The following is a 25,708-nucleotide window of genomic DNA, read 5'->3' as shown; positions in this document are numbered from 1 at the left end:
ATAATTTTGGTTGGTTCCACAATATAACACTTTGACGGGAATTAAAAACTGAAAAAAAATGAATTTACCATTACATGAATATTAAATTACAATTCTTTCTCGTAGCAGACACTTTGCTCTATTCCAATGTATTGTCCGTAGTTGGGTATTCTGTAAAAACCGTTTTTTTCGTACACTGAGATAGCACTTTTAAGATCCTGGGACGTTTCTAAAACGGCTTTTTCAAAATTCAATTCTGCTGCCCAGTTTTCCAGCTCTTTTACAATGGCTGAGCCTAGTCCTTTTTTTCTGAATTCCGGATCGGTAAACATTCTTTTTATTTCTACTGTATCTTCGGAAAATGGTTTGAATGCCCCGCAAGCTGCCGGAATATCATCTATGTAAACTACTACACAGTTTTTGATAGTATCGATTTTATTATACTGACTGAAGAAATCATCATTTTCTCCATTATGTTCTGCTAAAGTAGCGTCAAGAGATTTTACTAATTTTTGAAAGTCTGGATTTGTAGAATCTGTTCTGAGTATGTGCATTTTATTTGATTAAAAGATTCAAAAAATTTAATAATTAAGACATTTATGAAAACAAAAAAGCTCCCTTTCGGAAGCTTTTATTATATTTTAGATTAGTTAACAACAAATTTTCTTTCGTTAATTAATTCCGCTATTGCCAGCATATCTTTACCGATCAGCCTGTCATCTTCAAGTTTAGCAACTTTGGAACGAAGAACTGTATAGTTTTCTTCAATTACTTTAGAGCATTTCGCCGGTCTTCTGAATTCAAGTCCCTGAGCAGCAAACATGAGCTCAACAGACAAAATGTTCACAAGATTTCCAAGAACCTGATTGAATTTTCTTCCTGAGATACTTCCCATAGAAACATGATCCTCCTGGCCTAAACTTGTAGGAATAGAGTCTGCCGATGCAGGGAAACATAATGTTTTATTTTCTGTAACCAAAGCAGCTGAAGTATACTGAGGAATCATAAATCCTGAGTTTAATCCTGAGCTTTCCGTCAATAATCTTGGAAGACCGTATTTTCCTTCTAATAATAAATAACTTCTTCTGTCAGAAATATTTCCTAATTCTGCAGCCGCCAGTGTAGCATAGTCTAAAGGAAGAGCCATCAGCTGTCCGTGGAAGTTTCCGCCTGAAATAGATTCTTCGGCACTTAATACAATCGGGTTGTCTGTTACGGAATTCAACTCTGTTTCCGCCATACTTCTAAGGTGCTCAAAAGCATTTCTGCTGGCTCCGTGAACCTGTGGTACACATCTCATGGAATAAGGATCCTGAACTCTCTCACAATCTTCGTGAGCTTTCATATTTTCTGATCCTTTTAAGAATTTAAGCATTCTTGCCGCTACTTTTTTACTGCCTTCAAAAGGTCTGATCTCGTGAAGCTCTTTTTTGAAAGGGCTCGCAGAACCTCTGTATGCTTCAATACTCATTGCAGCAGTCATATCTGCAAGATCTAATAAGTATTCGAATTTTTCAAGTCCTTTGATCGCATGGGCAAGGATAAACTGTGTCCCGTTGATCAGTCCTAATCCTTCTTTTGGTCCTAAAGCCAATGCTTCAAGATCATGTTTATTCAGCACTTCCATGGTCTCAGAAACCTGATCTCCTTCCCAAACCTGTCCTAAACCAAGCAATGGCAGCACCAGATGGGCCAAAGGAGCAAGATCTCCCGAAGCTCCTACAGATCCCTGTTCAGGAACCACCGGGATGATATCTTTTTCCAGCATCAGAATCATTCTTTCAATAACTTCAAGAGAAACTCCTGAAAATCCTTTTGAAAGGGCATGAACTTTAGCAATCATCATGATCTTGGAAAGTTCTTTGTCAATCGGTTTTCCTACTCCTACTGCATGGGAGATGATCAGATTATATTGTAACTGAGCTGTTTCGTCTGCTGATATTTTAGTATCACATAAGGGTCCGAACCCGGTATTGATTCCATACACACATCTGTCAGACTCTACTATTTTCTGTACGTTTTTCTGTGATTTTAAGATTTGTTCTTTTGCGGCTTTGTTAAGCTTGGCTTTATTTGGCTTTTTACAGATTTCCAGAACATCATGGAAAGTAAAAACATCTACTCCGTATATCATTTCTAAAAAATTTTCTTAAAATTACGCATTTAACAATAATTGGAAAAGCTAAATTTCAATCTTCTATATTTTTATATAAACAAGGGAATTATTTTACTATTTTTAGCCCAAAATTAAAAACAATAATACATGAGACTGAAAACTCTACTCCTTGCTTTATGTGTAGCAAGCACAACAGCTTTCGCCCAGAAAGTAAAATATTCTAAAGAGGACATCAAAAAAATGGAAACTTACCTTTTCAATGAAGGTTTTAATGCTCCATCGCCTAAGAAAACTTCTACAATTATCTTAAAAGACGGAACTACATACAAAGGTTTCTGTAATAAGATTGAAACCAAAAAAGGGCAGATCTACGAAGTAGCTATCAAAGACAGTGTAACAAAAAAGAATACTACATTTAATGCTGATCAGATCAACGAGATGTATGTATATCCGAGCAATGCAGAAAAGATTGCTAAAGTGGCCAAATATATGGGAAACATCAGAAATTTTGGCACTAAGAAGCTGACTAAAAACACCAACAACGACAGAATTTATTTTGTAAACCAGACTGTTTCCTTAAAGAACAAAAAAGATGATAAGGAATTCCTGATGCAGGTAATCAATCCTGGTTTTGATGATATTATTTCAGTATATCACGATCCCAGGGCTAAAGAAACAACAGGTTTTTCTGTAATGGGCTCTCCACAACTTGGAGGTGGGGTTATCAAATCTTATTATGTAAAGAAAGGAGATAAAGTGATGTGGCTTCACAAAGATGATTTCGAAGACAATTATGATTTCCTTTTTGGAGACAATCAGGACTTTATGAAAAAGTATCCTAAAAACTCAGTGGAATGGGATTACTTCAGTTTTCTTATAAGTGAATATACTGCAATAACAAACGGATAAAATAATTTGACCTTATAAAAAACCTGTAGATCCATCTGCAGGTTTTCTTTTTTAAATAGGGAAAGTTTCCTTAATTTTGTTACATGAATCCTTCTTTAGAACTACAGCTCAAAACCTTACCATCCGAACCCGGCGTTTATCGTTATTATGATAAAAATGAACAGCTTTTGTATGTGGGGAAAGCTAAAAATCTTAAAAAGAGGGTTCTCTCCTATTTCAACAAAAACCTTTCCGGATACAGGATCAAAATAATGGTCGGTAAAATCCAACGATTGGAAACGACAATTGTAAACAGTGAGTATGATGCACTTTTATTGGAGAATAATCTGATCAAGGAACATCAGCCGTTTTATAATGTCATGCTGAAAGATGACAAAACCTATCCGTGGATATGCATCAAGAATGAAGATTTCCCAAGAATTTTTCTAACCAGAAATGTAATTAAAGATGGATCCGAATATTATGGTCCTTATGCAAAAGTGCGTCCTGCAAAGATCTTACTGGATACCATCAAGCATATTTACAAGCTCAGAACCTGCAATCTGAATCTTTCTCCGGCCAAGATTTCGGAAGGAAAATATAAAGTCTGCCTGGAATATCATATCAAAAACTGTGAAGGCCCGTGTGAAGATCTTGAAAGCAAGGAAGAATATGATGAAAAGATAGATGCCATCCGTGGAATAATCAAAGGGGATTTCCGCAAAGCTAAAGATTATCTGGTCAATCAAATGATGAAACTGGCTTCCAACCTTCAATTTGAACAGGCTCAGATCATTAAGGAAAGACTGGATATCCTGGAAGATTACCAGGCTAAGAATACGATAGTTAACCCTAATATTGATGATGTAGATGTCTTCGGGATGACCAGTGATGAAACGGCAGCATATGTCAATTTCTTTAAAATCAGAAATGGAAATATCATTCAGAGTTTTACTACTGAGATCAAAAAGATTCTTGAAGAAACAGATGAAGATATTATGGAAGAAGCATTGATCGAGATCCGTCAGAAGTTTTCTTCTGATTCCAAAGAAGTGCTGCTACCATTTCATTTGTCTGTAGAAATTCCTAATGTAAAACTGATTGTTCCTAAGGTTGGAGATAAAAAAAGAATTGTAGAGCTTTCTGAAAAGAATGCTAAAGAATATCGTCTGGAAAAACTGAAACAGGTTCAGATTGTAGATCCTGAAAGGCATACCAACAGAATCATGGCTGAAATGCAGAAACTTCTCAGAATGCCGGTTGAGCCGAGACATATTGAAGGTTTTGATAACTCAAATATTCAGGGAACAAATCCTGTCTCAGCATGTGTTGTTTTCAAAGACGGCAGACCGAGTAAAGCAGATTACAGAATTTTCCATCCTAAGACAGTGGAAGGGCCTAACGATTTTGCGACTATGGAAGAAGTGATCTACCGCCGTTACAAAAGGATGCTTGATGAAGGTGAAGATCTTCCCCAGCTGATTCTGATAGACGGAGGAAAAGGGCAGCTGTCTTCTGCAGTAAAGAGCCTGAGATTGTTGGGACTTTACGGAAAGATTACCATTGTAGGTATTGCCAAAAGACTGGAAGAGATTTTCTTTCCTGAAGACCCTATTCCTTTATATCTGGATAAAAAATCCGAGACTTTAAAAATTCTACAGCGTGTACGTGATGAAGCTCACCGATTTGGGGTAAAGCATCACAGAACCAGAAGGAAAAATTCTACTATTAAATCTGAACTGGAAGAAATTTCCGGTGTTGGAGAAAAAACTATTGAACTACTTCTGTCTAAACTGAAGTCTGTAAAACGTATCAAAGAAGCTAATCTGGAAACTCTGGAAGAGATTTTAGGGAAAAGTAAAGCTAAAGTAATTTGGGAGTTTTTTAATGCCAATTGATAAACTCTGGTACAGACAGTTAAATTTTCACAACTAAAAGGCCGTTTTCATAGCATTTCACCATCATTTCCTATTTCATCAAAAAGGGACAAAAGCCCAATATTTTGTTGAATACAACAGAAATACTACAATGAAAAACAGAAATAAATAAATATTTTATTTAAAAATGGTATTATATGTATTTTTTTCATAAATTAGTATTATCAACTAACAACGATAATATTATGAAATTTTTTCTCTTTTTATAAATTTTTCTACATTTTCATTACCATTATAGATGATGACTTATCTCTCGTATTTGTATAGTATATGTTTTTTGTAGAAAGCCCAAACACAAACCTTTTCAAACTTTCGAAAAAATGAAAAACACATCAGCATATATATTATAAAAGGCTCTTTTTTTAAGAGCCTTTTATGTTTATTATTTTCAGATTATTTTGCCACAAAAACTTCTTTGGAATATCTTCCGTCAGCCTGTGGAATATCTATCACAATACTTCCATTTTCAAAATATCCAAGTGTCGTATTTCCATCAGCCAGCTTTACAATGAAAACTGAGTTCTTAGAAGTGGTTTTAAAAGCTGCAAATGGAACAGAGCTGCCAGACTTTGCTAGGATAAACTGATTAGGATCAATCTGTATTTTTTGAAGATCAAGTTTCCCATTGGAGTAGCTATTCGCTTCAGGAGTAGTCGTAGATGCAACAGATACGGCAGGTTCAGGAGATGTATTCTGACCTTTAGTAGATGCGGGTAAGAATGCAACAGGATTTGAAAGCGGGATTTTTATTAAAGCTTCTTTTATTGCATCCTGTAATCCTTCTTCATATTCTTTGATTTTTGACCCTCCTTTTGATTCCAGTATTAAATTATTATTACAATCCTTAAACTGTACTATTACTTTATTTTTAAATAAATTTTTATCATTAATAACATCAGCATTCACCACATTACAGAAATTACTTTTAGCTTCTGCAGGCCAGTTATCTTTAATTACCGGAAGTACTATATACTTTTTCCCCGCCAAAGCTTTGATGAAAAAGTTTTTTAAACCATAATCTTCCTTAAATGTTTCAAATTTTTCAGGAACTGAAACATATTTGTAGTCTGAAACTTTTTGTGCAAAAACCATTGTTGAACTCACTGCCAACATCAATATTGATAACTTTTTCATTTTCTATAATTTTAATCGTTTCTGAATGCTCCCATATCCAGTTTCAATGAGAAGAAATTGGAATAGAAGTTAGATCCACCTATCCCCGAATTTGTAATCGCATAATCCAGTGTAAGCCCTCTGTATCTTATTCCAAGACCTGCACTTGGCTGGAAAGAAACTTTTCTCTTAAGATCTTCTATATCTGTAATCGACTGGAATCTGTTGATCCCCAATCTCACAAAAATCATTTTCTGATACCCTAGTTCAGCTCCGGCATAAGGGCTGATACTTGCAAAATCTGTGGAAATTAATGAAGCGGTTTTAGCAAAATCCACATTTATCCCTGCTTCTGGCAATACATATACACTGCTATTGATTTCAAATAATTTACTGGCACCTACATTCAGCTTAGGCATTGTAAGTTCCAGTTTATCTTTCGGTGCCGGGTTGAATTCTTCTCCGTTAACAACGGTTGAAAGTTCTTTCTGATTGATACTCCAGAAGTTTACGGTAGTAGTAATATCTCTTACCATACCTCCAAACTTCCATCCGTTATCTGCTTTATAAATAGCACCCACATCAAAACCAAAACCATAACCACTTGCAAATTTACCTACGTTACGGTAGACAATTTTAGCATTTACCCCAACATCCAATTTTGGATTTCCTCCGGGTCTGAAGGCATAAGAAAGGATAGCAGCGTAATCGGATTGAGAGAATTTAGTAATTTTATCATAATCAATATTCCCTTCTGAGTCGATCATTTGGGTAGTATTCAGAATATTGTCTACCCCAAGTCTTACCACTGAAACACCAAAAACACCTTCTTCAAGTACTTTCGCATATGCCAGATAGTCGTATTTTGCGATAGACTCAAAGTATTCTGCGTGCATGGCTGCACCCTGCCAGTCTCTTTCAACTGACATCAAACCTGCAGGGTTCCACATAGGAGAATATACATCATCCTGATTGGTAATTACTGCCCCACCCATTGCAAGACCTCTTGCTCCGGCTCCGATATTTAAGAATTCATTGGAATATTTCCTGATAATCTGAGATTGAGACAGCCCAAACAGCAGTGAAAATGCAAGTAAAAGATATTTTTTCATCATATAAATTTGATGCTTAGTTTAAGTTTTTAGTTTTTCTGGCTTTAATTAATCCATTGACAATGATAGCCAGTATCATAACTCCTGAAGCAATATAAAATATAGGGCTCATATGTTCTGATTCCCCAAAGATAAAAAAAGCTAGTATAATTCCGTAGACAGGTTCTAAATTAACTGTTAAAATTAAAGTGAAAGGTGATATATACTTCATTAAATTCACCGATTCTAACATAGGAAAAGCAGTGAAAACACTAGCTAACAAGCATATTAACGCCAAATCCCGGTAGTTTATTTCATTCATCTGAAAAATTTGCCCGGAAAGCAAATAAAATATCATTAAAATGAACCAACCACAGAAAATTTCATAAAAAATAATGTTTCCTGAGCTCGTTTTACCAAACATTTTACCATTAAAAACAGAAAAAATAGTCCCGAATACAGCACAAAAGATTCCATAAATAATACCTTCTTTAAAATGAAATTCCGTTTTAAAGATCAATAGTATACAGGCAACAATGACTGTTCCCATAATGACTTCAGAGATATCAATTTTTCTTTTAAAAATAATAGGCTCCAGGATAGAGGCAAAAAGTGTAGATAAGGAAAGACAGCTTAATGCAATAGAAACATTGGAGACTTTAATAGAATAAAAAAAGCAATACCAATGAAGCGCCATAGCAAAACCTATTGCTGCCAGCTGAAAAAATATTTTCCTGGAAACTTTTATACTGTCCTTTTTAAAAACTCTGATAAATACAAAAAGAAAAATGGAAGCAAAGAGCATTCTGTAAAATACCAGAATCTGTGCATTGGCATGAATCAATTTTCCCAAAATTGCGGTGAATCCCCACAAAAATACAATTAAGTGCAACCTGAAAAGCGCCAATTTATGCATAACCTATCTCCTTTGAATTTTTAACGTGCAAATTTACAAATACGCTTTTATAAATCTTACAAAAAATATAAATTTACATTAATAAAAAGACGATAAATAAAGTTTTTAATAGTTTTTTACCTAATACAGCACCTTTTCTATTCATTTAGTAAAAAGATCAAAATTACAATATGATATTAAGTCCAAATATTGAAATCAAAACAAAACGTCTAACCTTGAAGCCTGTTAAAGACTTATATATAGATGATATTTTAGAACATTTTACAAATGATGTTACCAGATACATGCCTTTTAATCCACAAGGTAACAGACAGGATATAATTACCTTCGTTAATGAATCCAAAAGAACTCTGTCGCAAAACACAGATCTGGTAATGGCTGCCCTGGACTCTGATGGTGATTTTACAGGATGTTGCGGTATCCATAATATAACAGAAGAATCTGTTGAGCTTGGCCTATGGTTAAAAAAAAGTTCTCAGGGAAAAGGATTGGGAACTGAAATCATAACAGCCCTCATAGAATTCCTGGAAAAGAATTTCACTTTCAAGTATATTTTATATCCTGTAGATGAAGAAAATATAGCCAGCAGAAAAATTCCGGAAAAATTAGGCTTTATTCCTGCTAAAAAATATAAAAAAACCAAGAATCATCTTATCGACCTGAATATTGTAGAATATAGAAAGTATTACTAGCTATCGCACAAACAGCAATAAAAAAAACCCTGAAAATTTGTTAAACTTTCAGGGCCTTCAAATAATAAACTATTAAAAAAATAAACTAGGAACTTAGAGTATTTTGCAGAGAATATCACCTCTGTTACTCTACTGTAAAGTTAGAAAAAATATAAATTATTTAAAAATATTTTTTAGTTAAAAATTTCACAATTTACTAGAAACCAAAGTATTAAACAACTGTTTTACTTCCTATTTGTATTCCTCATAAAAATAGTATCTTTAAGCGTAAAAAATTAAAAATTTTATGGACATTGAATTCAATAAACGAGAAGATCAAAACAGATTAAAATTATCTGAAATAAATCGCTTACTCACTGAGATCAAAAAAGGTGGTGGTGAGAAGAGGCTTCAAAAGCTTCGTGATGAAGGAAAAATGACAGCAAGAGAAAGAGTAGATTATCTTCTCGATAAAGATTCAGATTCCATAGAAATAGGAGCATTTGCAGGATACGAAATGTATAAGGAGCATGGAGGATGTCCTAGCGGCGGGGTTGTAGTGGTGATTGGCTACGTTTCCGGAAGACAATGTATCATCGTTGCCAATGACGCTTCTGTAAAAGCCGGTGCATGGTTTCCTATCACAGGAAAGAAAAACCTGAGAGCACAGGAAATTGCTATGGAAAACAAACTTCCAATCATCTATCTGGTAGATTCTGCAGGTGTTTATCTGCCTATGCAGGATGAGATCTTCCCGGATAAAGAACATTTTGGGAGAATTTTCAGAAATAATGCTAAAATGAGTTCTATGGGAATCATCCAGATCTCTGCCGTAATGGGAAGTTGTGTAGCCGGAGGAGCTTATCTTCCTATTATGAGTGATGAAGCCATGATTGTAGATAAAACAGGCTCTATTTTCCTTGCCGGAAGCTACCTGGTAAAGGCCGCTATAGGAGAAAGTATTGACAATGAAACATTGGGCGGTGCTACTACTCACTGCTCTATTTCAGGAGTGACAGATTATAAAGCTAAAGATGATAAAGATGCTTTGAACAGAATCAAAAACATCATGAAGTCTATCGGAACTACTGAAAAAGCAGGTTTTGACAGAATAGAAAGCTTCCCACCTAAAGAAAATCCTGAAAATATCTTCGGAATTATGCCGGTTTCAAGAGCTGAGCAATACGATACTTACGAAATTATTAAATGTATTGTAGACAACTCCGAATACGAAGAATATAAACCCGATTACGGTAAAAGTATTATCTGCGCAACAGCCAGAGTTGATGGCTGGTCTGTAGGTATTGTAGCCAATCAGAGAAAGCTTGTTAAGAGTGGTAAAGGAGAAATGCAGTTTGGTGGAGTGATCTACTCAGATTCTGCAGATAAGGCTACACGATTCATTGCTAACTGTAATCAAAGAAAAATACCTTTAATCTTCTTACAGGATGTTACCGGATTTATGGTAGGCTCGAAGTCTGAACATGGAGGTATCATTAAAGACGGAGCCAAAATGGTAAACGCTGTTTCCAATTCTGTAGTTCCTAAATTTACTATCATTACAGGGAATTCTTATGGAGCAGGAAACTATGCTATGTGTGGTAAAGCTTACGATCCTAGACTCATTGTTGCATGGCCTTGGGCTGATCTGGCTGTAATGGGAGGTACACAGGCTGCAAAAGTACTTGCTCAGATCCAGGAATCTACGTTAAAGAAACAAGGAAAAGAAATTACCGAAGAAGAGCACAACGAAATTCTGGATACAATTTCAAAAAGATATCAGAAGCAAACCGAATCTACCTATGCAGCAGCAAGATTATGGACAGATGCCATCATCAACCCTGCAGATACAAGAAAATGGATTTCTATGGGAATTGAAGCGGCTAATCACGCTCCCATTACTGAGAAATTCAACTTAGGAGTAATTCAAGTCTGATCATAATATATTTATAAAATAAACACGGCTATTTCAGTTTGAGATAGCCGTGTTTTTACTTATATCTTTAAATTATAGGAATATTAGTTTCCATATTCTTCTTTACAAAATTCTATAGGGCCGCCCAGCCTCATACAGCATTGATATTTGCTCAAACAGATTCCATTAGGCCATCCCGGAGGATAACACATTCCAAATGCCGGATCATCCGGACAACCAGGGCCTCCGCTTCCTTTAAGTGATTTTAAACTCTCTCTAGAAATCTTTACCAGATTTTTCATAGTTATTTAGTTTTTGATAATTCCTACTCTATTATAGCTTTTCGGATTACGCTTTTCTAATATACTATTTTTTCAACATATGGTGAAATTTAATAAGAATTTTTTCATCTTCAATTTAAAGTATTCTTAAGTAAGATTTATATATACGATAAAATAGGATTGATGAGGAAATACTTTAACAAATTTCAGAAGCCTTCTCCCGCTATCCATTCATACTCCTCACGCCAGGCTGCCCTACGCTGCATCCCACTGGCTCTCCCAGGCATGCTGCGGGGTAACTATTACTATCGGGGCTAGGAGAAGGAGTCTAATTATGAATTATAAGTTATGAATGATGAGTTGTGAGATTCGGCTCGAATTGATCAAATTTTAAACCTTGAATTGTAAATATCTACCCTATTCCAATTGTGTCATTCCGTAGGAATCAAAGCTTATTTATTAGAATCTTCAGGTTTCTTATAATTCAGACGATTTGGATTGTTGAGACTCCTGCGGAGTGACAATTGGAGTGGGTGCTGTCCATCATAAGTGATAAGTAATCAATGATAATTGATGCATTATCTGTTACTGATTACTCATCAGTATATATATATTGATTTTCGGGATGGGGATGGGATAGCTATAACGCAAAAAAAAATCCTTTATCTTATGATAAAGGATTTTTTAAAAATAAAATAAAAACTGGCGGCGGCCTACTCTCCCGCTTTCGCAGTACCATCGGCGCTGGTGGGCTTAACTTCTGTGTTCGGAATGGGAACAGGTGAGCCCCACCGCTAAAACCACCCTAAAGAAGGTATATAAGGTTGCACGGTATAGGTAAAAGGATACAGGTTTTACCTGCTTCCCAATAGCTACCATCTGCTACCTGGTTATTTTCGATAAAAACTTTCACAAAGAGGTAACCTTGCTGCACTTTCGTGCGCCATATTAGGCTATAAATCTACGGGTAATTAGTACTACTCGGCTATGACATTACTGTCTTTACACCTGTAGCCTATCAACGTCGTCATCTCCAACGACCCTTAAAAGATGTCTCATCTTGAGGCGAGTTTCGCACTTATATGCTTTCAGTGCTTATCTCTTCCAAACGTAGCTACTCAGCAGTGCACCTGGCGGTACAACTGATACACCAGAGGTTTGTTCAATTCGGTCCTCTCGTACTAGAATCAAGCCCTCTCAAACATCTAACGCCCGCAATAGATAGAGACCGAACTGTCTCACGACGTTCTGAACCCAGCTCGCGTGCCACTTTAATGGGCGAACAGCCCAACCCTTGGGACCTTCTCCAGCCCCAGGATGTGACGAGCCGACATCGAGGTGCCGAACCTCCCCGTCGATGTGAGCTCTTGGGGGAGACTAGCCTGTTATCCCCGGAGTACCTTTTATCCTATGAGCGATGGCCCTTCCATACGGAACCACCGGATCACTATGTCCTGCTTTCGCACCTGATCGACTTGTAGGTCTCACAGTCAAGCACCCTTATGCCATTACACTCTACGCACGGTTACCAAGCGTGCTGAGGGTACCTTTGAAAGCCTCCGTTACTCTTTTGGAGGCGACCACCCCAGTCAAACTACCCACCACGCAATGTCCTTCCCTTAAGAAGTTAGGCTCCAAGTAAGTAAAGGGTGGTATTTCAACGTTGGCTCCACCTACACTAGCGTGCAAGCTTCAAAGCCTCCCACCTATCCTACACATTACTTACTCAAAGTCAATACGAAGTTATAGTAAAGGTTCACAGGGTCTTTTCGTCCCATTGCGGGTAATCGGCATCTTCACCGATACTACAATTTCACAGAGCTCATGGTTGAGACAGTGCCCAGATCGTTACACCATTCGTGCAGGTCGGAACTTACCCGACAAGGAATTTCGCTACCTTAGGACCGTTATAGTTACGGCCGCCGTTTACTGGGGCTTCAGTCAATGCCTTCGGTTTAACCCTAAGCACCTTCCTTAACCTTCCAGCACCGGGCAGGTGTCAGACCCTATACTGCATCTTTCGATTTTGCAGAGTCCTGTGTTTTTGATAAACAGTCGCCTGGGCCTCTTTACTGCGGCCACCATTGCTGATGGCGTCTCTTCTCCCGAAGTTACGAGACTATTTTGCCTAGTTCCTTAACCATGATTCACTCTAGCACCTTAGGATTCTCTCCTCGACTACCTGTGTCGGTTTTGGTACGGGTTGCTTCACTTCGGCTTTTCTTGGAAGCACTTTCCCTACAGCAGCTTCGCCCGAAGGCTAGGCCTTGACTATTCCGTCAGTCTCCAGTAAGTACGGCACTCCGTCCCCTTTTTAGTGTGAGCAAGTATGGGAATATTAACCCATTGTCCATCCACTACCCCTTTCGGGTTCGCGTTAGGTCCCGACTAACCCTCAGCTGATTAGCATGGCTGAGGAAACCTTAGTCTTTCGGTGAGCGGGTTTCTCGCCCGCTTTATCGTTACTTATGCCTACATTTTCTTTTCTATCCGCTCCACAATACCTCACAGTACTGCTTCAGCGCAAATAGAATGCTCTCCTACCAGATGTATCTAAAATACAAATCCATAGCTTCGGTAATATGTTTATGCCCGATTATTATCCATGCCGGACCGCTCGACTAGTGAGCTGTTACGCACTCTTTAAATGAATGGCTGCTTCCAAGCCAACATCCTAGCTGTCAATGCAGTCCAACCGCGTTGTTTCAACTTAACATATATTTTGGGACCTTAGCTGTTGGTCTGGGTTCTTTCCCTCTCGGACATGGACCTTAGCACCCATGCCCTCACTGCCGTAGAACATTTATTAGCATTCGGAGTTTGTCAGGAATTGGTAGGCGATGAAACCCCCGCATCCAATCAGTAGCTCTACCTCTAATAAACTTATATACGACGCTGCACCTAAATGCATTTCGGAGAGTACGAGCTATCTCCCAGTTTGATTGGCCTTTCACCCCTACCCACAGGTCATCCGAAGACTTTTCAACGTCAACCGGTTCGGTCCTCCACTCTGTGTTACCAGAGCTTCAACCTGCCCATGGGTAGATCACAAGGTTTCGCGTCTAATCCTACTAACTATACGCCCTATTCAGACTCGCTTTCGCTCCGGCTCCGGTACTTAATACCTTAACCTCGCTAGTAAAATTAACTCGTAGGCTCATTATGCAAAAGGCACGCCGTCACAGCTTAATGCTGCTCCGACCGCTTGTAGGCGTACGGTTTCAGGTTCTATTTCACCCTTCTATTCGAAGTGCTTTTCACCTTTCCTTCACAGTACTTGTTCACTATCGGTCTTTCAGGAGTATTTAGCCTTGGAGGATGGTCCCCCCATATTCAGACAGGATTTCACGTGTCCCGCCCTACTCATTTATCACTCAAATATGCCTTTCATATACGGGGCTATCACCCTCTACGGCCGTTCTTTCCAGAACATTCTATTAAACATATATCAGCTTTTGGGCTAATCCGCTTTCGCTCGCCACTACTTACGGAATCTCTTCGATTTCTTTTCCTCCGGGTACTTAGATGTTTCAGTTCTCCGGGTTTGCTCCTCTTACGAGGTGACTGGTCTTCAACCAGCCGGGTTGCCCCATTCGGACATCTGCGGATCAATTCGTGTGTGCCAATCCCCGCAGCTTTTCGCAGCTTACCACGTCCTTCGTCGCCTCTGAAAGCCTAGGCATCCGCCATACGCCCTTAACGATTTCTTTCCTAATAATTATATTAGTTCAGTATTTTTTGATAAATTTAATTTATCGATATTTTTATAAACTCGGCACTCGAAAGTGCTCGGTTATCTCTTTGTGATGTCTTTACCGTTAATGTCAATGATCTTAAATTCTTTTTGTACAACTGATGAACAGATATTGTTTTTGGCTCTATCCGTAACTTTTAAATCAGTCTTCCAAAACTGTGGAGAATAAGGGAGTCGAACCCTTGACCTCCTGCGTGCAAGGCAGGCGCTCTAGCCAGCTGAGCTAATTCCCCTCTAGTTGCTGTTGGCTATTTGCTTCTGGCTTCTGGCATTTTTGCCATCAGCTATAAGCTATTTGCCAGCCGCTTTAATTAGTAGTCTCGGGCAGGCTCGAACTGCCGACCTCTACATTATCAGTGTAGCGCTCTAACCAGCTGAGCTACGAGACTTTATATGAGTTATGGGAATGAGTAAGTAAGTTATACTTTTCCTCTTCTTCATTTCTCAATCTCTTTCCCTATACTAATTTCTAGTGGGTGTTGTATTTTTAATATAACCAACCAAACAAAAAACTAAAGCTTTACTTTGAAGTAAGTGCATGGTACATTTAAGTACCTTTGTTTTTTTATCGTCTTACGACGCTCTAAAATGAGATGTTCCAGCCGCACCTTCCGGTACGGCTACCTTGTTACGACTTAGCCCTAGTTACCTGTTTTACCCTAGGCAGCTCCTTTTACGGTCACCGACTTCAGGTACCCCAGACTTCCATGGCTTGACGGGCGGTGTGTACAAGGCCCGGGAACGTATTCACCGCGCCATGGCTGATGCGCGATTACTAGCGATTCCAGCTTCATAGAGTCGAGTTGCAGACTCCAATCCGAACTGAGACCAGCTTTCGAGATTTGCATCACGTCACCGTGTAGCTGCCCTCTGTACTGGCCATTGTATTACGTGTGTGGCCCAAGGCGTAAGGGCCGTGATGATTTGACGTCATCCCCACCTTCCTCTCTACTTGCGTAGGCAGTCTCACTAGAGTCCCCAACTTAATGATGGCAACTAGTGACAGGGGTTGCGCTCGTTGCAGGACTTAACCTAACACCTCACGGCACGAGCTGACGACAACCATGCAGCACCTTGAAAAATGTCCGAAGAAAAGTCTATTTCTAAACCTGTCATTTCCCATTTAAGCCTTGGTAAGGTTCCTCGCGTATCATCGAATTAAACCACATAATCCACCGCTTGTGCGGGCCCCCGTCAATTCCTTTGAGTTTCATTCTTGCGAACGTACTCCCCAGGTGGCTAACTTATCACTTTCGCTTAGTCTCTGATTCCGAAAAACCAAAAACGAGTTAGCATCGTTTACGGCGTGGACTACCAGGGTATCTAATCCTGTTCGCTCCCCACGCTTTCGTCCATCAGCGTCAGTTGTTGCTTAGTAACCTGCCTTCGCAATTGGTGTTCTAAGTAATATCTATGCATTTCACCGCTACACTACTTATTCCAGCTACTTCAACAACACTCAAGACCTGCAGTATCAATGGCAGTTTCACAGTTAAGCTGTGAGATTTCACCACTGACTTACAGATCCGCCTACGGACCCTTTAAACCCAATAAATCCGGATAACGCTTGCACCCTCCGTATTACCGCGGCTGCTGGCACGGAGTTAGCCGGTGCTTATTCGTATAGTACCTTCAGCTACCCTCACGAGGGTAGGTTTATCCCTATACAAAAGAAGTTTACAACCCATAGGGCCGTCGTCCTTCACGCGGGATGGCTGGATCAGGCTCTCACCCATTGTCCAATATTCCTCACTGCTGCCTCCCGTAGGAGTCTGGTCCGTGTCTCAGTACCAGTGTGGGGGATCACCCTCTCAGGCCCCCTAAAGATCGTTGACTTGGTGAGCCGTTACCTCACCAACTATCTAATCTTGCGCGTGCCCATCTCTATCCACCGGAGTTTTCAATTTAAAATGATGCCATTCTAAATATTATGGGGTATTAATCTCCCTTTCGAAAGGCTATCCCCCAGATAAAGGCAGGTTGCACACGTGTTCCGCACCCGTACGCCGCTCTCTCATTTCCGAAGAAACAATACCGCTCGGCTTGCATGTGTTAGGCCTCCCGCTAGCGTTCATCCTGAGCCAGGATCAAACTCTCCATTGTATGTTTGTCTGACTCACTCAAAGTTTTTTTTACGCTTTAGTTTTTCCTTACTTGGTTGTTATATTGTATGTCAATGATCTTTATATCTTTCGCTTTGTAACGAAGCACTCTCTTCTGTCAGTGGCGCTCCGTATTTGCGAGTGCAAAAGTAAAACTTTATTTCTTAATGACCAAATGTTTTGAAAGAAAATTTTAAAGTTTTTTAAGTAACCTTAATCCCTCTCCTAAACCTTAATCACTCTACTCCTGCGCTCCCTTTATTTGGGACTGCAAAGATACAAACTCTTTTTAAACTCGCAACTTTTTTTGATAAAAAAATTAAAGTTTTTTGTCTGCCTCTTTTTGAAGTATCATAATGTCTATGCTTATCTAAAAGCTCTCCTGCGCTACTGTATTACTCTCGTTTTTCAGTGGGGCAAAGATAACAACTTATTGCAACGCAAAACAACTTTATTTAACATAAATTTTACACACCCGTAATATTTAACCCTAATACGCTGGAACGCAGAGAGAAAAATTTTAAACATTTGTTTGGGAGATTCAAGGGAGCGCTTTGAGGGAGAAGAAATCATGAGTAATGGGGTAATGAAAGATACATTCTATTATATATATAAGATAAAGGGAAGGTTGGGGGAAAGGTGCAAGGGGAAGCTTTTATAAAACAGGCTCCCTTCGTCTACGCTCAGGATAATAGTGCGTTCTTATGGAATGAGTACTGGTTAACCACAGATCACGCATTTGCACAGATGATGATGTATATTTAGTATAGGGTATTTCGGGGGAATTCATAATTCATAATTTATAATTCATCATTAACCTCACCCCTAGCCCTGATAGAAATGGGTACCCCGCAGCTTGCCTTTGAGAGGGATAGGATTGGATGTGGGAAAGCACGGGCGCGAGGAGTATGAATGGATAGCAGGAAATAGCTCCTGATTAAGTTTGATAGTTGGAAGGGGTAAGAGTTTGAGAAAACCTTACTGTTCCTGTATAGGGGAAAAAGTTTGGAAAGGAATGCTGCTCTTTTCTAAGAGTAAAGTTAAAAGAAGCGTTTGATTAATATCTTATATATATAGTATCCCAATAGACATCCTATGGTATCTGCTACGATATCCAATGTTTCCATAGATCTACCTAGTCCCATTTCTTCCTGCAGAATTTCGGTAAGGAATGCATAGATAAGAATGATCTGAAAAAAGTATGAGAATTTTATTTTGGGAAATGCAGCAATGAAAGAAAAACCTAAGGCTGCGAATATACTTAGATGTAAAATTTTGTCAATCCCACTGAACATAAACCAATATTCATGGTTCTCTTCTCCGGGTTTGAGAAGCATATAAGTAAGAAATGCCCAATAAATGGGCAATATCTTACTAAATATTTTTGAAATCTTATCCAATGATAGCTTTGTAATCATCTGCAGAAAGTAACTCAGACTGATCTGCCCCATCAGCAATTTCCAATTTGATAATCCATCCGTCTCCATAAGGATCTGTATTCAACAGTTCAGGCTGAGATTCCAATTCTGAATTGAACTCAATAACCTTTCCAGCGATAGGTAAGAATAGATCTGAAACAGTTTTTACCGCTTCTACACTTCCGAAAACATCTCCTCCATTAAGGTCATCATCTACAGTATCTATGTCTACATATACGATGTCTCCAAGTTCTCCCTGAGCGAAGTCTGTAATACCGATTGTAGCAACGTTACCTTCAATCTTGATCCATTCGTGATCTTTGGTGTACTTTAATTCTGATGGTGTGTTCATTTTTTAATTTTTATTTTGTACAAATGTATTCAAAAATATAGTAGCTTCAAATATTGGATATAAAAAAAGTCCTTCAAAACTGAAGGACTTTTAAGTTTATATCATTTTTAGAATCCGCCTCCGGAATCTCCGAATGTAAATGTGGCAGAAATACCTGCTCTCACTGTAGACAGCGGGAAAGCTGTGGAGATCTTATACTTTGAGGTCATCTGTTCATAGAATACTCTCAGGTTCAGGTTTTCGGAAACGTTATAGTCTGCGGAAAGTTTGATGTTCATCAGTCTTTGTCCTCCTGTTACCTGAGCATCATTCAACAGAATATTCATAATAGAAGTCTTGCTGTCTCTTAATGAAATATCTCCTCTGATGTTAAGGTCACTTCCTTTCCCTCTTGTTCCTCTTCCTCTGATATTGGCTGTTCCCAATCTGAAGTTTCTAACAATATATCCAAGTCTTACTACATATTCTGTATTGGCATCTTCAGTAAGCGTTTGGTTTACCAGTCCCAATACCATCATTCTTGTTTTGTTGTACTGTATCCCGAACTGCATATTGTTTCTCATGGTAACATCTATCCCAATAAGCGGTGAGAAAGATTCTACATATCCTACCTGTGCAAATGTATACGGATTGATCTTGTCACCATCGTTTTTGATTACATTTCCTGCATTATCTACTGTCTGGTAGTATCCATCCGGGTTACCATGATAATCTACATTGCTTTGGATACCTGTTGCTGTATATGTCGCTGTATAACCATGTAAAATATCAAACTTGGTGAACTGTCCACTGATTATAGGAATATTTTTTAATCCTGAATACGTAATTCTCCAGTTTGGTAACGGGAATCCTGCTTTTTTAGGATTGGTCATTGGTGTTGCAGATTTTCCTTCCATAGCTGCTCTAAAGGCTGGGATCAATACATAGGCATTTCCAATACTATAATGCTTCGCAAATCCATTGTTGTCCAATACCGCTCCCGGGCCGCCCAACTGTTGTGAAAGGGCTCTTGCATTTTCTCTGATAGCCTGATAAACTGCCTGTCCATCTTTAAATGATGTGCTAAGAAGTACTGCAGAGTTGGAATAGGTTATCATTTCGCTGGCAAATGTAAAGTCAGGATCTGAAACTCCATTATTAATATAGTTAAATCCTGTATGTGAGAAGTTACTGTTAAAAGTATGCAGCACATTAAGATCAACTCTTAAATCGTTCATCGGCATCATCTGCAAGTCTGCCCTCAATTCTTTGGTGGACATTCTTACATATGGATCTGTCATATAATTGGAACCACTCACCCATCCGTTTTCCATCACTGTTCTTCTGATATCCGCCTGTGATCCTAAAAGGAATCCTAGAGTTGGACCTCCCAGTGTCTGTCCAGATCCATACCAGTTTGGAGCTGATATTAATCCCGGAAGCACTGTTCCATTTGTTTCATTATAACTTACGTTCAACTGTTTGAAAGAAGTAAGGAAGAATGCTGCACTTTGAAGTGGAGTAAGCTTATTTTTAAATTTATATTTCTTATATCTATATCTGTTCTTTTCCCACTGTTTCGTATACACATTGTTCAGAGAGTCCATTTCTTGTCTGCGCTTCTGAAGTTTGGCATTTATATTTTTGAAATAATTAAACTGGCCAAAGAACTTCGGAAGATCTGCTGAAGCTGTTGCCTGAATAACATTGGTATTCTGACCAACAGATCCTAAACTTGCAGTCTGGTTCGTATTAGGATCTACAAATCCAGTTAATGAAGTAGATCTCGCCGCCCAGTTATAGGTAAATCCATATCCTACTTCTGCATCAATGAAATCAAGATAAGGCAGATACTGGAATGGTAGTTTATAGTTCAGCTGTGCTCTGTGGTTATACAATACCGGTCTTCCGGCTCTGAACACATTCCCGAAGATCGATTTGTTATCCATTGAATTTACATCCAGATTGTCATTAAGCGTTCTGGTTGCTGAATTGATTTCCAGTTTTAATGATTTCGTGAAATTGAATCCTAATCCATACTGCCATCCGAAGAAGAAGTTTCTGTTTCTGATCGCATCAAAATTACTATTCATATCCCCATTAAGAATTGCTTCTACATTTCTGAACTCAAGTTCGTTGTAGTTTCTGTCGATTTCAGTTCTGAAAGATATTCTCGTAGGAATCGGATTAAAATTGAATTCTTTCACCCATCTTAAATACTTCGTAGACTTTGCCGTATCACTGATCATTTTATTGAAAGGTTTGATTACCCACGGTTTAAATGTGTAGTTATAATCAACATATCCTCTCAGGTATTGTCTGTAATTTCTCTTGGTATAAATATCTCTGAAGTAGTCATCATTATAAACAGCCGTTACCGAAACGTTTTCGATGTCATAAAACTTAGGCTTTTTATTTGGATTTACTCTTTCCTTGTGCATATTCACGACTCCTATACTTCTCTGCTGAGTATAGGTTCTCGCTACTTTTTTCAATTGATCCTTGTTTGGTGCCTTATTGAACTCTACGTCGGTATCCAGAGGATTATATTTTGGATCTTCAATCGTCTGTGAGTAAGAATAGTTTAAAGGAATTTTCACCCCTGTTTTTTCAGGAAGGAATTTATCTACATTGATAGCGGTATTAATACTGAATGCCGATTGAGTAGACTGAGTTCTTTCCGCAGGTTTTGAATCTATATTTCCGAAACCAACAGATGTATAGGATGCATTGGCATTAACTGTTGCCAAATCTCCCATATTAAAATTTAAGCTGGCGTTTCCTGCATATCCTCCGTCATTCTCAATTTCAGAAAGACGGATTTCGTTTACCCATAAAACTCTTGTTATTCCAGCTCCTCCTCTTGCATCAGCATTCCTTACTCCAATCATAATGGTAGTAATGTTTCCTAAGCTTGGTCTTCCTTTGATGTAAATATTCTTGAATGGTTCCTGATAGGTTGGATCCATTGTTCTATTTGTAATAGGAACTCCTGATTTGTCTCTTCTTATTTTAGCATCTACAAAATTCTGAACATCAAGATTGACTTCATTTTCCAACGGCCAGATTTCCATAGGAGCAGTTGCCGTAGTAGGAGTCATGTTTAAAGACGATTCATACTCGTAATAGTTATCAGTAGCATCACTTCCAAAACGGATAAAGAATTTGGTTTTCTCATCCATTCCTATTACTCTGTTCAGAGGATCATGAGCATGTACAAATAGCTTCAACTTTTTGTATCTTCTCATATCCAGTGTAGTATTTTTGAATACTCCCCTTGCTTCTGTTTTAAGATCAGTTACTTTCATGTAAAGTGAAGCTTCATTTTGTCTTTGCGCTCCGGCATTACCACTTAATACCTGTCTGTCAATTCCCGGAGGCAATACATATGGAGGCTGGTTCAGTGCATTTTCTTCAATATTTACACTACCTACTTCAAAATTTGGATCTGTCACAGTACCTACTCCTTCGTCTGAACCTGGGATATTTGTGCTGGCAATGTTACTAGTATACTTTCTCCAGTCTGATCTTACAAGATCCATTGTTCCGAATCTTAAAGTAGAGGTTTGGTCAAATCCAGCAAGCATTAATCTTGCAAATCTTACATTATTTAATACAGATGGATCTGCAGTTCCTTCAGCTTTATCATAATTAGCAACAGGAATTCTGAACAAGTACCATTTCACATCTGCAGACTGCCCGTTCTGGAAGCTTGCTTTTACTGTTTTTACATCTACAATATTGTTTCCTCCCAATGCTAAGCTTGGCTGATCCAGCTTGATCACATACTGATTATAGTTTTCAGTCTGGTCAAGGTTATAATCTTTATTAATATCTTCTGCATCCGGAGTTTGTGAAGCTACATTCAGAGAGTTTGCTTCTGAGTTTCCTTCCGGGTTTCTGAAATATTTGTATCTCTCCACAACTGAAGCGGCCTGGCTTCCGGTAAATTTATCAGAAAGATAGAATACGAAGTCATCCACTGCTGGGTCAGCAATATTGGTTACCGGGTTTACAAAAGTATTTCCGAATCTCATTGCTTCCTGATCAGAAGTAAGACCATCATATCCGGCATCCTGCACTCGTCTGTCATCTCCTTCCGTAGAGAATGCATATAAGATTGGTGGTTGTTTTGGCTGTGTTCCCCAGTTTGAATTCGTAGTAGAAGATGGTGTTCCAGGAGTTGGAAGCCCATTTTCATACTGCATTTTTCCATCCTTCAGAACATCTTCGGAAACGTTTCCTAAGTGAAGTAAAAGTTTTGGATCAGTACCCAATGTTTTACCATCTGCATAGGGATCCATCATCCAGAATTCCACGTATTCAATGTTTGAAGTAACAAAGTTCGGAACACTGATTGATCTCATAATCCCCGCCCATCTGCTTTGTGCCTGTTCTGTAACTGGGTTTACGTTATAAGGTCCTTTTTCTTTAGGGAAATAAGAGATATCAAATGTATTGGTGAAAGTTTGTTCTCCCGCTACGAAATCTCTGTTGTTATAAATCTCGGAATATTGTACTCTTCTGGAAGCGTGGTTGGATACAGACTGCGGTGTAATTCCTGAAGGTGCTTTCCCTCCAACACCCCAGAATCTAGGGTCAATATTATACCATGTTAATAATCCTCTTCCATATCCGCTTGTTAAGTCATCATTGCCAGGTATTGTGTTAAATGGCGGCAATTTATTTTTTTCGGGTTTTGAAGCTAAGCTCCATGCTGCCGGTTCTTTTAATGATATCTTGGAAGTTGTCTGTTCAAAATCGTCAATATAAGATTGGTTATTGGTTCCCTTATTTAATCCAGGAATCAAATATGCTGCTTCCATCTTAAAGTTTAAGTTAGATGGAGCTTCGGTTTTTACCATTGGAAGTTTATTGGTAAGTCTTGTCAGATAAGGAGCCTGATTATTGTACATCAAGTTGATCCCTGCCATGGTATTATTTACCGCTTCCTGTCCGAAGTTTACTTTTTGGGTAAGTGGAGACTCTGAATAATTGATCACGGTCCCTCCCAAGATAAAATTCTCACTGAATCTTCTTTCTAAATTTAATCCTAAGAATCTTTTTCTTTGGGTATTAAATGTTAATTGATTTTCTAACGAGATATTGATCGCCTGTCCGGACTGTTTTACATTTTCATTAATGATAGTAACGGTCCCAAGCATATAGTCTACGGTATAGTCTACTCCTTCTGTAAGCTGTACTCCGTTTGCGGCAACTTTTACTGATCCCTGAGGAACGTTTACTGCGCCTAACGAAATACCCTGTCCCTGAACTCCTTTATAACGACCTTCCAATGTATATCTCTGTGCAAGGTTACTGGAGAGCGCTTCTTGTTTTTGCTTGGTATAAAGATCCTGGAAAACGTATTGAGGATTAAAAGTTCCTCCTAAAACCTTTTGCATATAGTTACCAAAAGGCTGTACTTTCGTGAAGATTACTCTTCCGGTTTCCGGTCTGATGGTAATCCCGTTGACAAAGTCAAAAATACCATCTCCTTTGCTTCCGTCTTTATTATTCTGAATGTCTCCATTCATATTAAGACGATCCCAGTTAAATAATTTCAGTAAGTTCTGATCTTTTACAGGAGTATCCGGAAGATAGTTTACCTTACCTCCCGTTTTTGGGTCTCTGTAATATGCATTAAGAATAAATCCATCTTGTGCTACCTGTCCTGCATCTATTGAATAGATATTCTTCATCATCAGGTCCCACATCGGAGACTGAGTATTCACTTTATTGTTTACTCTCAATACTTTAGTAACCAATACAGGACTTTCTTCAGAAAATTCCCCTACTTTGTATACTTTATTACTTCCGTTAACGGTAAAAGAGTATGAAACTGCTAAAAGCTGCTGATCATTAAGCTTTTGATTTAGTGATATATATCCTAGTTGCGGCTGAAAGGTAAACTCATTACTATTCAGCTTTCTTGCTTTTGTATTGTATATGAACTGTTCTCCATTATCATAGGGAATAGGATCTGCCCCAAGCACTTGTCCCTGAAAAAGAGTACCATAGTTTTTTCCTGCTTCTCTGCTTCCGGCTACTGTGGATACAGCATCATATAAACCATTCAGAGAGTTATCCGGTAAAGTAACTCCGCCAGGACCTTCTCCAAGGTCTCTGATCCCGATTATACTTTTCTGATAAGCCAGGTTACTGTTTCCCTGATCCAATACCCAAACTTCCAATCTGGTAATATTGATCGTTGAGTTGATCTGTGGATAATTAAGTAAGGCATCATCATACTTGTTCAGGAAATAATGTCCTAAAAAGTAGTGCTGGTTTTCCTCATAGTCAATAGCGTTGACTTTAAAATTATTCATAACACCACCACCCTGTACTACAATATTACGGGCTTCACCCTGTTGTTGGGAAAGGACAACGGTTCCAAATGTTTTTCCTAACTGAAATTCTGTTTTCACCCCGAACAGTGATTGTGAACCACGAATCAAACTGGTTGAAAGCGGCATATTTACGTTACCAAATTCAACTCTTTTGATAATCTTATCTTCTCCTCCTTCGTTGGGTTTATCAACATTTCCAAGACCTTTGCTCTGAAGATCTTTCCAGCTTCCTTTTGCCTGCCAAACAAGGTTCATTCTGTTTTCAAAAGCAAAACCACTCTGGGTATCATAATTAGCCTTTAGCTGAAGGTTTTCTCCTACTTTACCCAATAATCCCAGCTGAATTCTCTGATCAATATCAAAGGTGAAACTTGTCCTGTTTTGTGGCAGGATCATCGGGTTATCTATTTTTTGGTAAAGTCCGGCAAAATCCAGAGATGCATACCCTGAAGGGATGATTTCAATTTTATTACCTCCGAAAATAGTTTCAAAAAGCCTGTTATTAATCAACAATGAAGGGATAAGCCCCTTCTTCCTTGCATCTGATCTGTCTCTTCTGAAAAGAAGGTTATATTTATCAGATTTTTCCTTGTAATAGGCCTTAGTCTGAGTTGCAAGCATATATTCTTTATACTCCTGCGGAGACATTGCTGTAGGAGGACCCGTTATGGTATTTCCAATTTTAGGATACACATAGTACATCCCGGTTTTTATATCGTAATAGGCTTCGTACCTCGTAGGGTCGGCCACTTCATATTGTTTTCGTATAATCGCCGTGTCTTTTTGTACCTGCGCAAAAGTGCTGACAGACATAAACAGGAACGACAGGAACAAAAATATGTTAAG

13 protein-coding genes, 2 tRNA genes and 3 rRNA genes are annotated in these 25,708 nt (G+C 38.6%); 4 read left to right on the top strand and 14 right to left on the bottom strand.

Going from position 1 to position 25,708, the window contains the following annotated elements:
* Positions 1-86: 86 nt before the first annotated feature.
* Positions 87-533, bottom strand: coding sequence for a GNAT family N-acetyltransferase (locus KYG33_RS18130; protein WP_077413809.1), 447 nt, complete (start codon positions 531-533; stop codon positions 87-89).
* A gap of 92 nt (positions 534-625) precedes the next feature.
* Complete coding sequence (hutH, locus tag KYG33_RS18125) at positions 626-2,113, bottom strand: histidine ammonia-lyase (protein WP_219072169.1); 1,488 nt, start codon at positions 2,111-2,113, stop codon at positions 626-628.
* 129 nt (positions 2,114-2,242) lie between these two features.
* On the opposite strand from hutH, the gene KYG33_RS18120 reads away from it, so the two are divergent.
* Positions 2,243-3,004: a hypothetical protein gene (locus KYG33_RS18120; protein WP_180565120.1), complete on the top strand. Its 762-nt coding sequence runs from the start codon at positions 2,243-2,245 to the stop codon at positions 3,002-3,004.
* An 83-nt stretch (positions 3,005-3,087) separates the two neighbouring features.
* A complete protein-coding gene (gene uvrC, locus KYG33_RS18115) occupies positions 3,088-4,881 on the top strand; it encodes an excinuclease ABC subunit UvrC (RefSeq protein ID WP_077413807.1) in 1,794 nt (597 codons plus the stop codon).
* 432 nt (positions 4,882-5,313) lie between these two features.
* Here the strand turns inward: uvrC and KYG33_RS18110 are convergent, their stop codons facing one another.
* Genes KYG33_RS18110 through KYG33_RS18100 form a run of 3 tightly spaced genes read right to left on the bottom strand, consistent with a single transcriptional unit; the run spans position 5,314 to position 8,040 of the window.
* The gene (locus tag KYG33_RS18110) at positions 5,314-6,054 is read right to left on the bottom strand and encodes a hypothetical protein (RefSeq protein WP_077413806.1); all 741 of its coding nucleotides are present in this window, start codon (positions 6,052-6,054) and stop codon (positions 5,314-5,316) included.
* An 11-nt stretch (positions 6,055-6,065) separates the two neighbouring features.
* Positions 6,066-7,148 carry a PorV/PorQ family protein gene (locus KYG33_RS18105; RefSeq protein WP_077413805.1) on the bottom strand — a complete coding sequence of 361 codons (1,083 nt, stop codon included), beginning with the start codon at positions 7,146-7,148 and terminating at the stop codon, positions 6,066-6,068.
* A gap of 13 nt (positions 7,149-7,161) precedes the next feature.
* Positions 7,162-8,040 carry a DMT family transporter gene (locus KYG33_RS18100; protein WP_180565119.1) on the bottom strand — a complete coding sequence of 293 codons (879 nt, stop codon included), beginning with the start codon at positions 8,038-8,040 and terminating at the stop codon, positions 7,162-7,164.
* 170 nt (positions 8,041-8,210) lie between these two features.
* Between KYG33_RS18100 and KYG33_RS18095 the strand changes: the two genes are divergently transcribed.
* Positions 8,211-8,732 carry a GNAT family N-acetyltransferase gene (locus tag KYG33_RS18095; protein ID WP_077413803.1) on the top strand — a complete coding sequence of 174 codons (522 nt, stop codon included), beginning with the start codon at positions 8,211-8,213 and terminating at the stop codon, positions 8,730-8,732.
* A 286-nt stretch (positions 8,733-9,018) separates the two neighbouring features.
* Positions 9,019-10,647, top strand: a complete 1,629-nt coding sequence (locus KYG33_RS18090) for an acyl-CoA carboxylase subunit beta (protein WP_077413802.1) — start codon at positions 9,019-9,021, stop codon at positions 10,645-10,647.
* An 83-nt stretch (positions 10,648-10,730) separates the two neighbouring features.
* On the opposite strand, the gene KYG33_RS18085 is transcribed toward KYG33_RS18090, so the two are convergent.
* The 9 genes from KYG33_RS18085 to sprA all read right to left on the bottom strand — a co-directional run bounded on the left by KYG33_RS18085 (position 10,731) and on the right by sprA (position 25,675).
* Positions 10,731-10,928 carry a hypothetical protein gene (locus KYG33_RS18085; protein WP_149835059.1) on the bottom strand — a complete coding sequence of 66 codons (198 nt, stop codon included), beginning with the start codon at positions 10,926-10,928 and terminating at the stop codon, positions 10,731-10,733.
* Between the two features lie 679 nt (positions 10,929-11,607).
* Positions 11,608-11,715: ribosomal RNA gene (gene rrf / locus KYG33_RS18080) — 5S ribosomal RNA — on the bottom strand.
* A gap of 143 nt (positions 11,716-11,858) precedes the next feature.
* A 23S ribosomal RNA gene (locus KYG33_RS18075) occupies positions 11,859-14,617 on the bottom strand.
* A gap of 203 nt (positions 14,618-14,820) precedes the next feature.
* Positions 14,821-14,894 (bottom strand) — tRNA-Ala (locus KYG33_RS18070).
* 82 nt (positions 14,895-14,976) lie between these two features.
* Positions 14,977-15,050, bottom strand: a tRNA-Ile gene (locus KYG33_RS18065).
* Between the two features lie 197 nt (positions 15,051-15,247).
* Positions 15,248-16,764, bottom strand: a 16S ribosomal RNA gene (locus tag KYG33_RS18060).
* The 16S, 23S and 5S rRNA genes sit together here with 2 tRNA genes alongside, the layout of an rRNA operon.
* Positions 16,765-17,803: 1,039 nt before the next feature.
* Positions 17,804-18,130 (bottom strand): VanZ family protein, encoded by a 327-nt coding sequence (locus KYG33_RS18055; protein WP_317043595.1) that lies wholly within the window; start codon positions 18,128-18,130, stop codon positions 17,804-17,806.
* Positions 18,131-18,155: 25 nt separating this feature from the next.
* Complete coding sequence (gene gcvH / locus KYG33_RS18050) at positions 18,156-18,533, bottom strand: glycine cleavage system protein GcvH (protein ID WP_047383072.1); 378 nt, start codon at positions 18,531-18,533, stop codon at positions 18,156-18,158.
* Positions 18,534-18,640: 107 nt separating this feature from the next.
* On the bottom strand, positions 18,641-25,675 hold the full coding sequence (sprA, locus tag KYG33_RS18045) for a cell surface protein SprA (RefSeq protein WP_077413702.1): 7,035 nt from the start codon (positions 25,673-25,675) through the stop codon (positions 18,641-18,643).
* Positions 25,676-25,708: the final 33 nt, after the last annotated feature.

The organism is Chryseobacterium sp. D764, from assembly GCF_019317325.1.
Taxonomy (GTDB): Bacteria; Bacteroidota; Bacteroidia; order Flavobacteriales; family Weeksellaceae; genus Chryseobacterium.
Note: the sequence above shows the minus strand (reverse complement) of the source record. Positions and strands in the feature narration are given on the sequence as shown.

Coding starts and splice junctions, on each gene's coding strand:
- KYG33_RS18130 (WP_077413809.1), bottom strand. CDS start 533: ATGCACATACTCAGAACAGATTCTACAAATCCAGACTTTCAAAAATTA.
- hutH (WP_219072169.1), bottom strand. CDS start 2,113: ATGATATACGGAGTAGATGTTTTTACTTTCCATGATGTTCTGGAAATC.
- KYG33_RS18120 (WP_180565120.1), top strand. CDS start 2,243: ATGAGACTGAAAACTCTACTCCTTGCTTTATGTGTAGCAAGCACAACA.
- uvrC (WP_077413807.1), top strand. CDS start 3,088: ATGAATCCTTCTTTAGAACTACAGCTCAAAACCTTACCATCCGAACCC.
- KYG33_RS18110 (WP_077413806.1), bottom strand. CDS start 6,054: ATGAAAAAGTTATCAATATTGATGTTGGCAGTGAGTTCAACAATGGTT.
- KYG33_RS18105 (WP_077413805.1), bottom strand. CDS start 7,148: ATGATGAAAAAATATCTTTTACTTGCATTTTCACTGCTGTTTGGGCTG.
- KYG33_RS18100 (WP_180565119.1), bottom strand. CDS start 8,040: ATGCATAAATTGGCGCTTTTCAGGTTGCACTTAATTGTATTTTTGTGG.
- KYG33_RS18095 (WP_077413803.1), top strand. CDS start 8,211: ATGATATTAAGTCCAAATATTGAAATCAAAACAAAACGTCTAACCTTG.
- KYG33_RS18090 (WP_077413802.1), top strand. CDS start 9,019: ATGGACATTGAATTCAATAAACGAGAAGATCAAAACAGATTAAAATTA.
- KYG33_RS18085 (WP_149835059.1), bottom strand. CDS start 10,928: ATGAAAAATCTGGTAAAGATTTCTAGAGAGAGTTTAAAATCACTTAAA.
- gcvH (WP_047383072.1), bottom strand. CDS start 18,533: ATGAACACACCATCAGAATTAAAGTACACCAAAGATCACGAATGGATC.
- sprA (WP_077413702.1), bottom strand. CDS start 25,675: ATGTCTGTCAGCACTTTTGCGCAGGTACAAAAAGACACGGCGATTATA.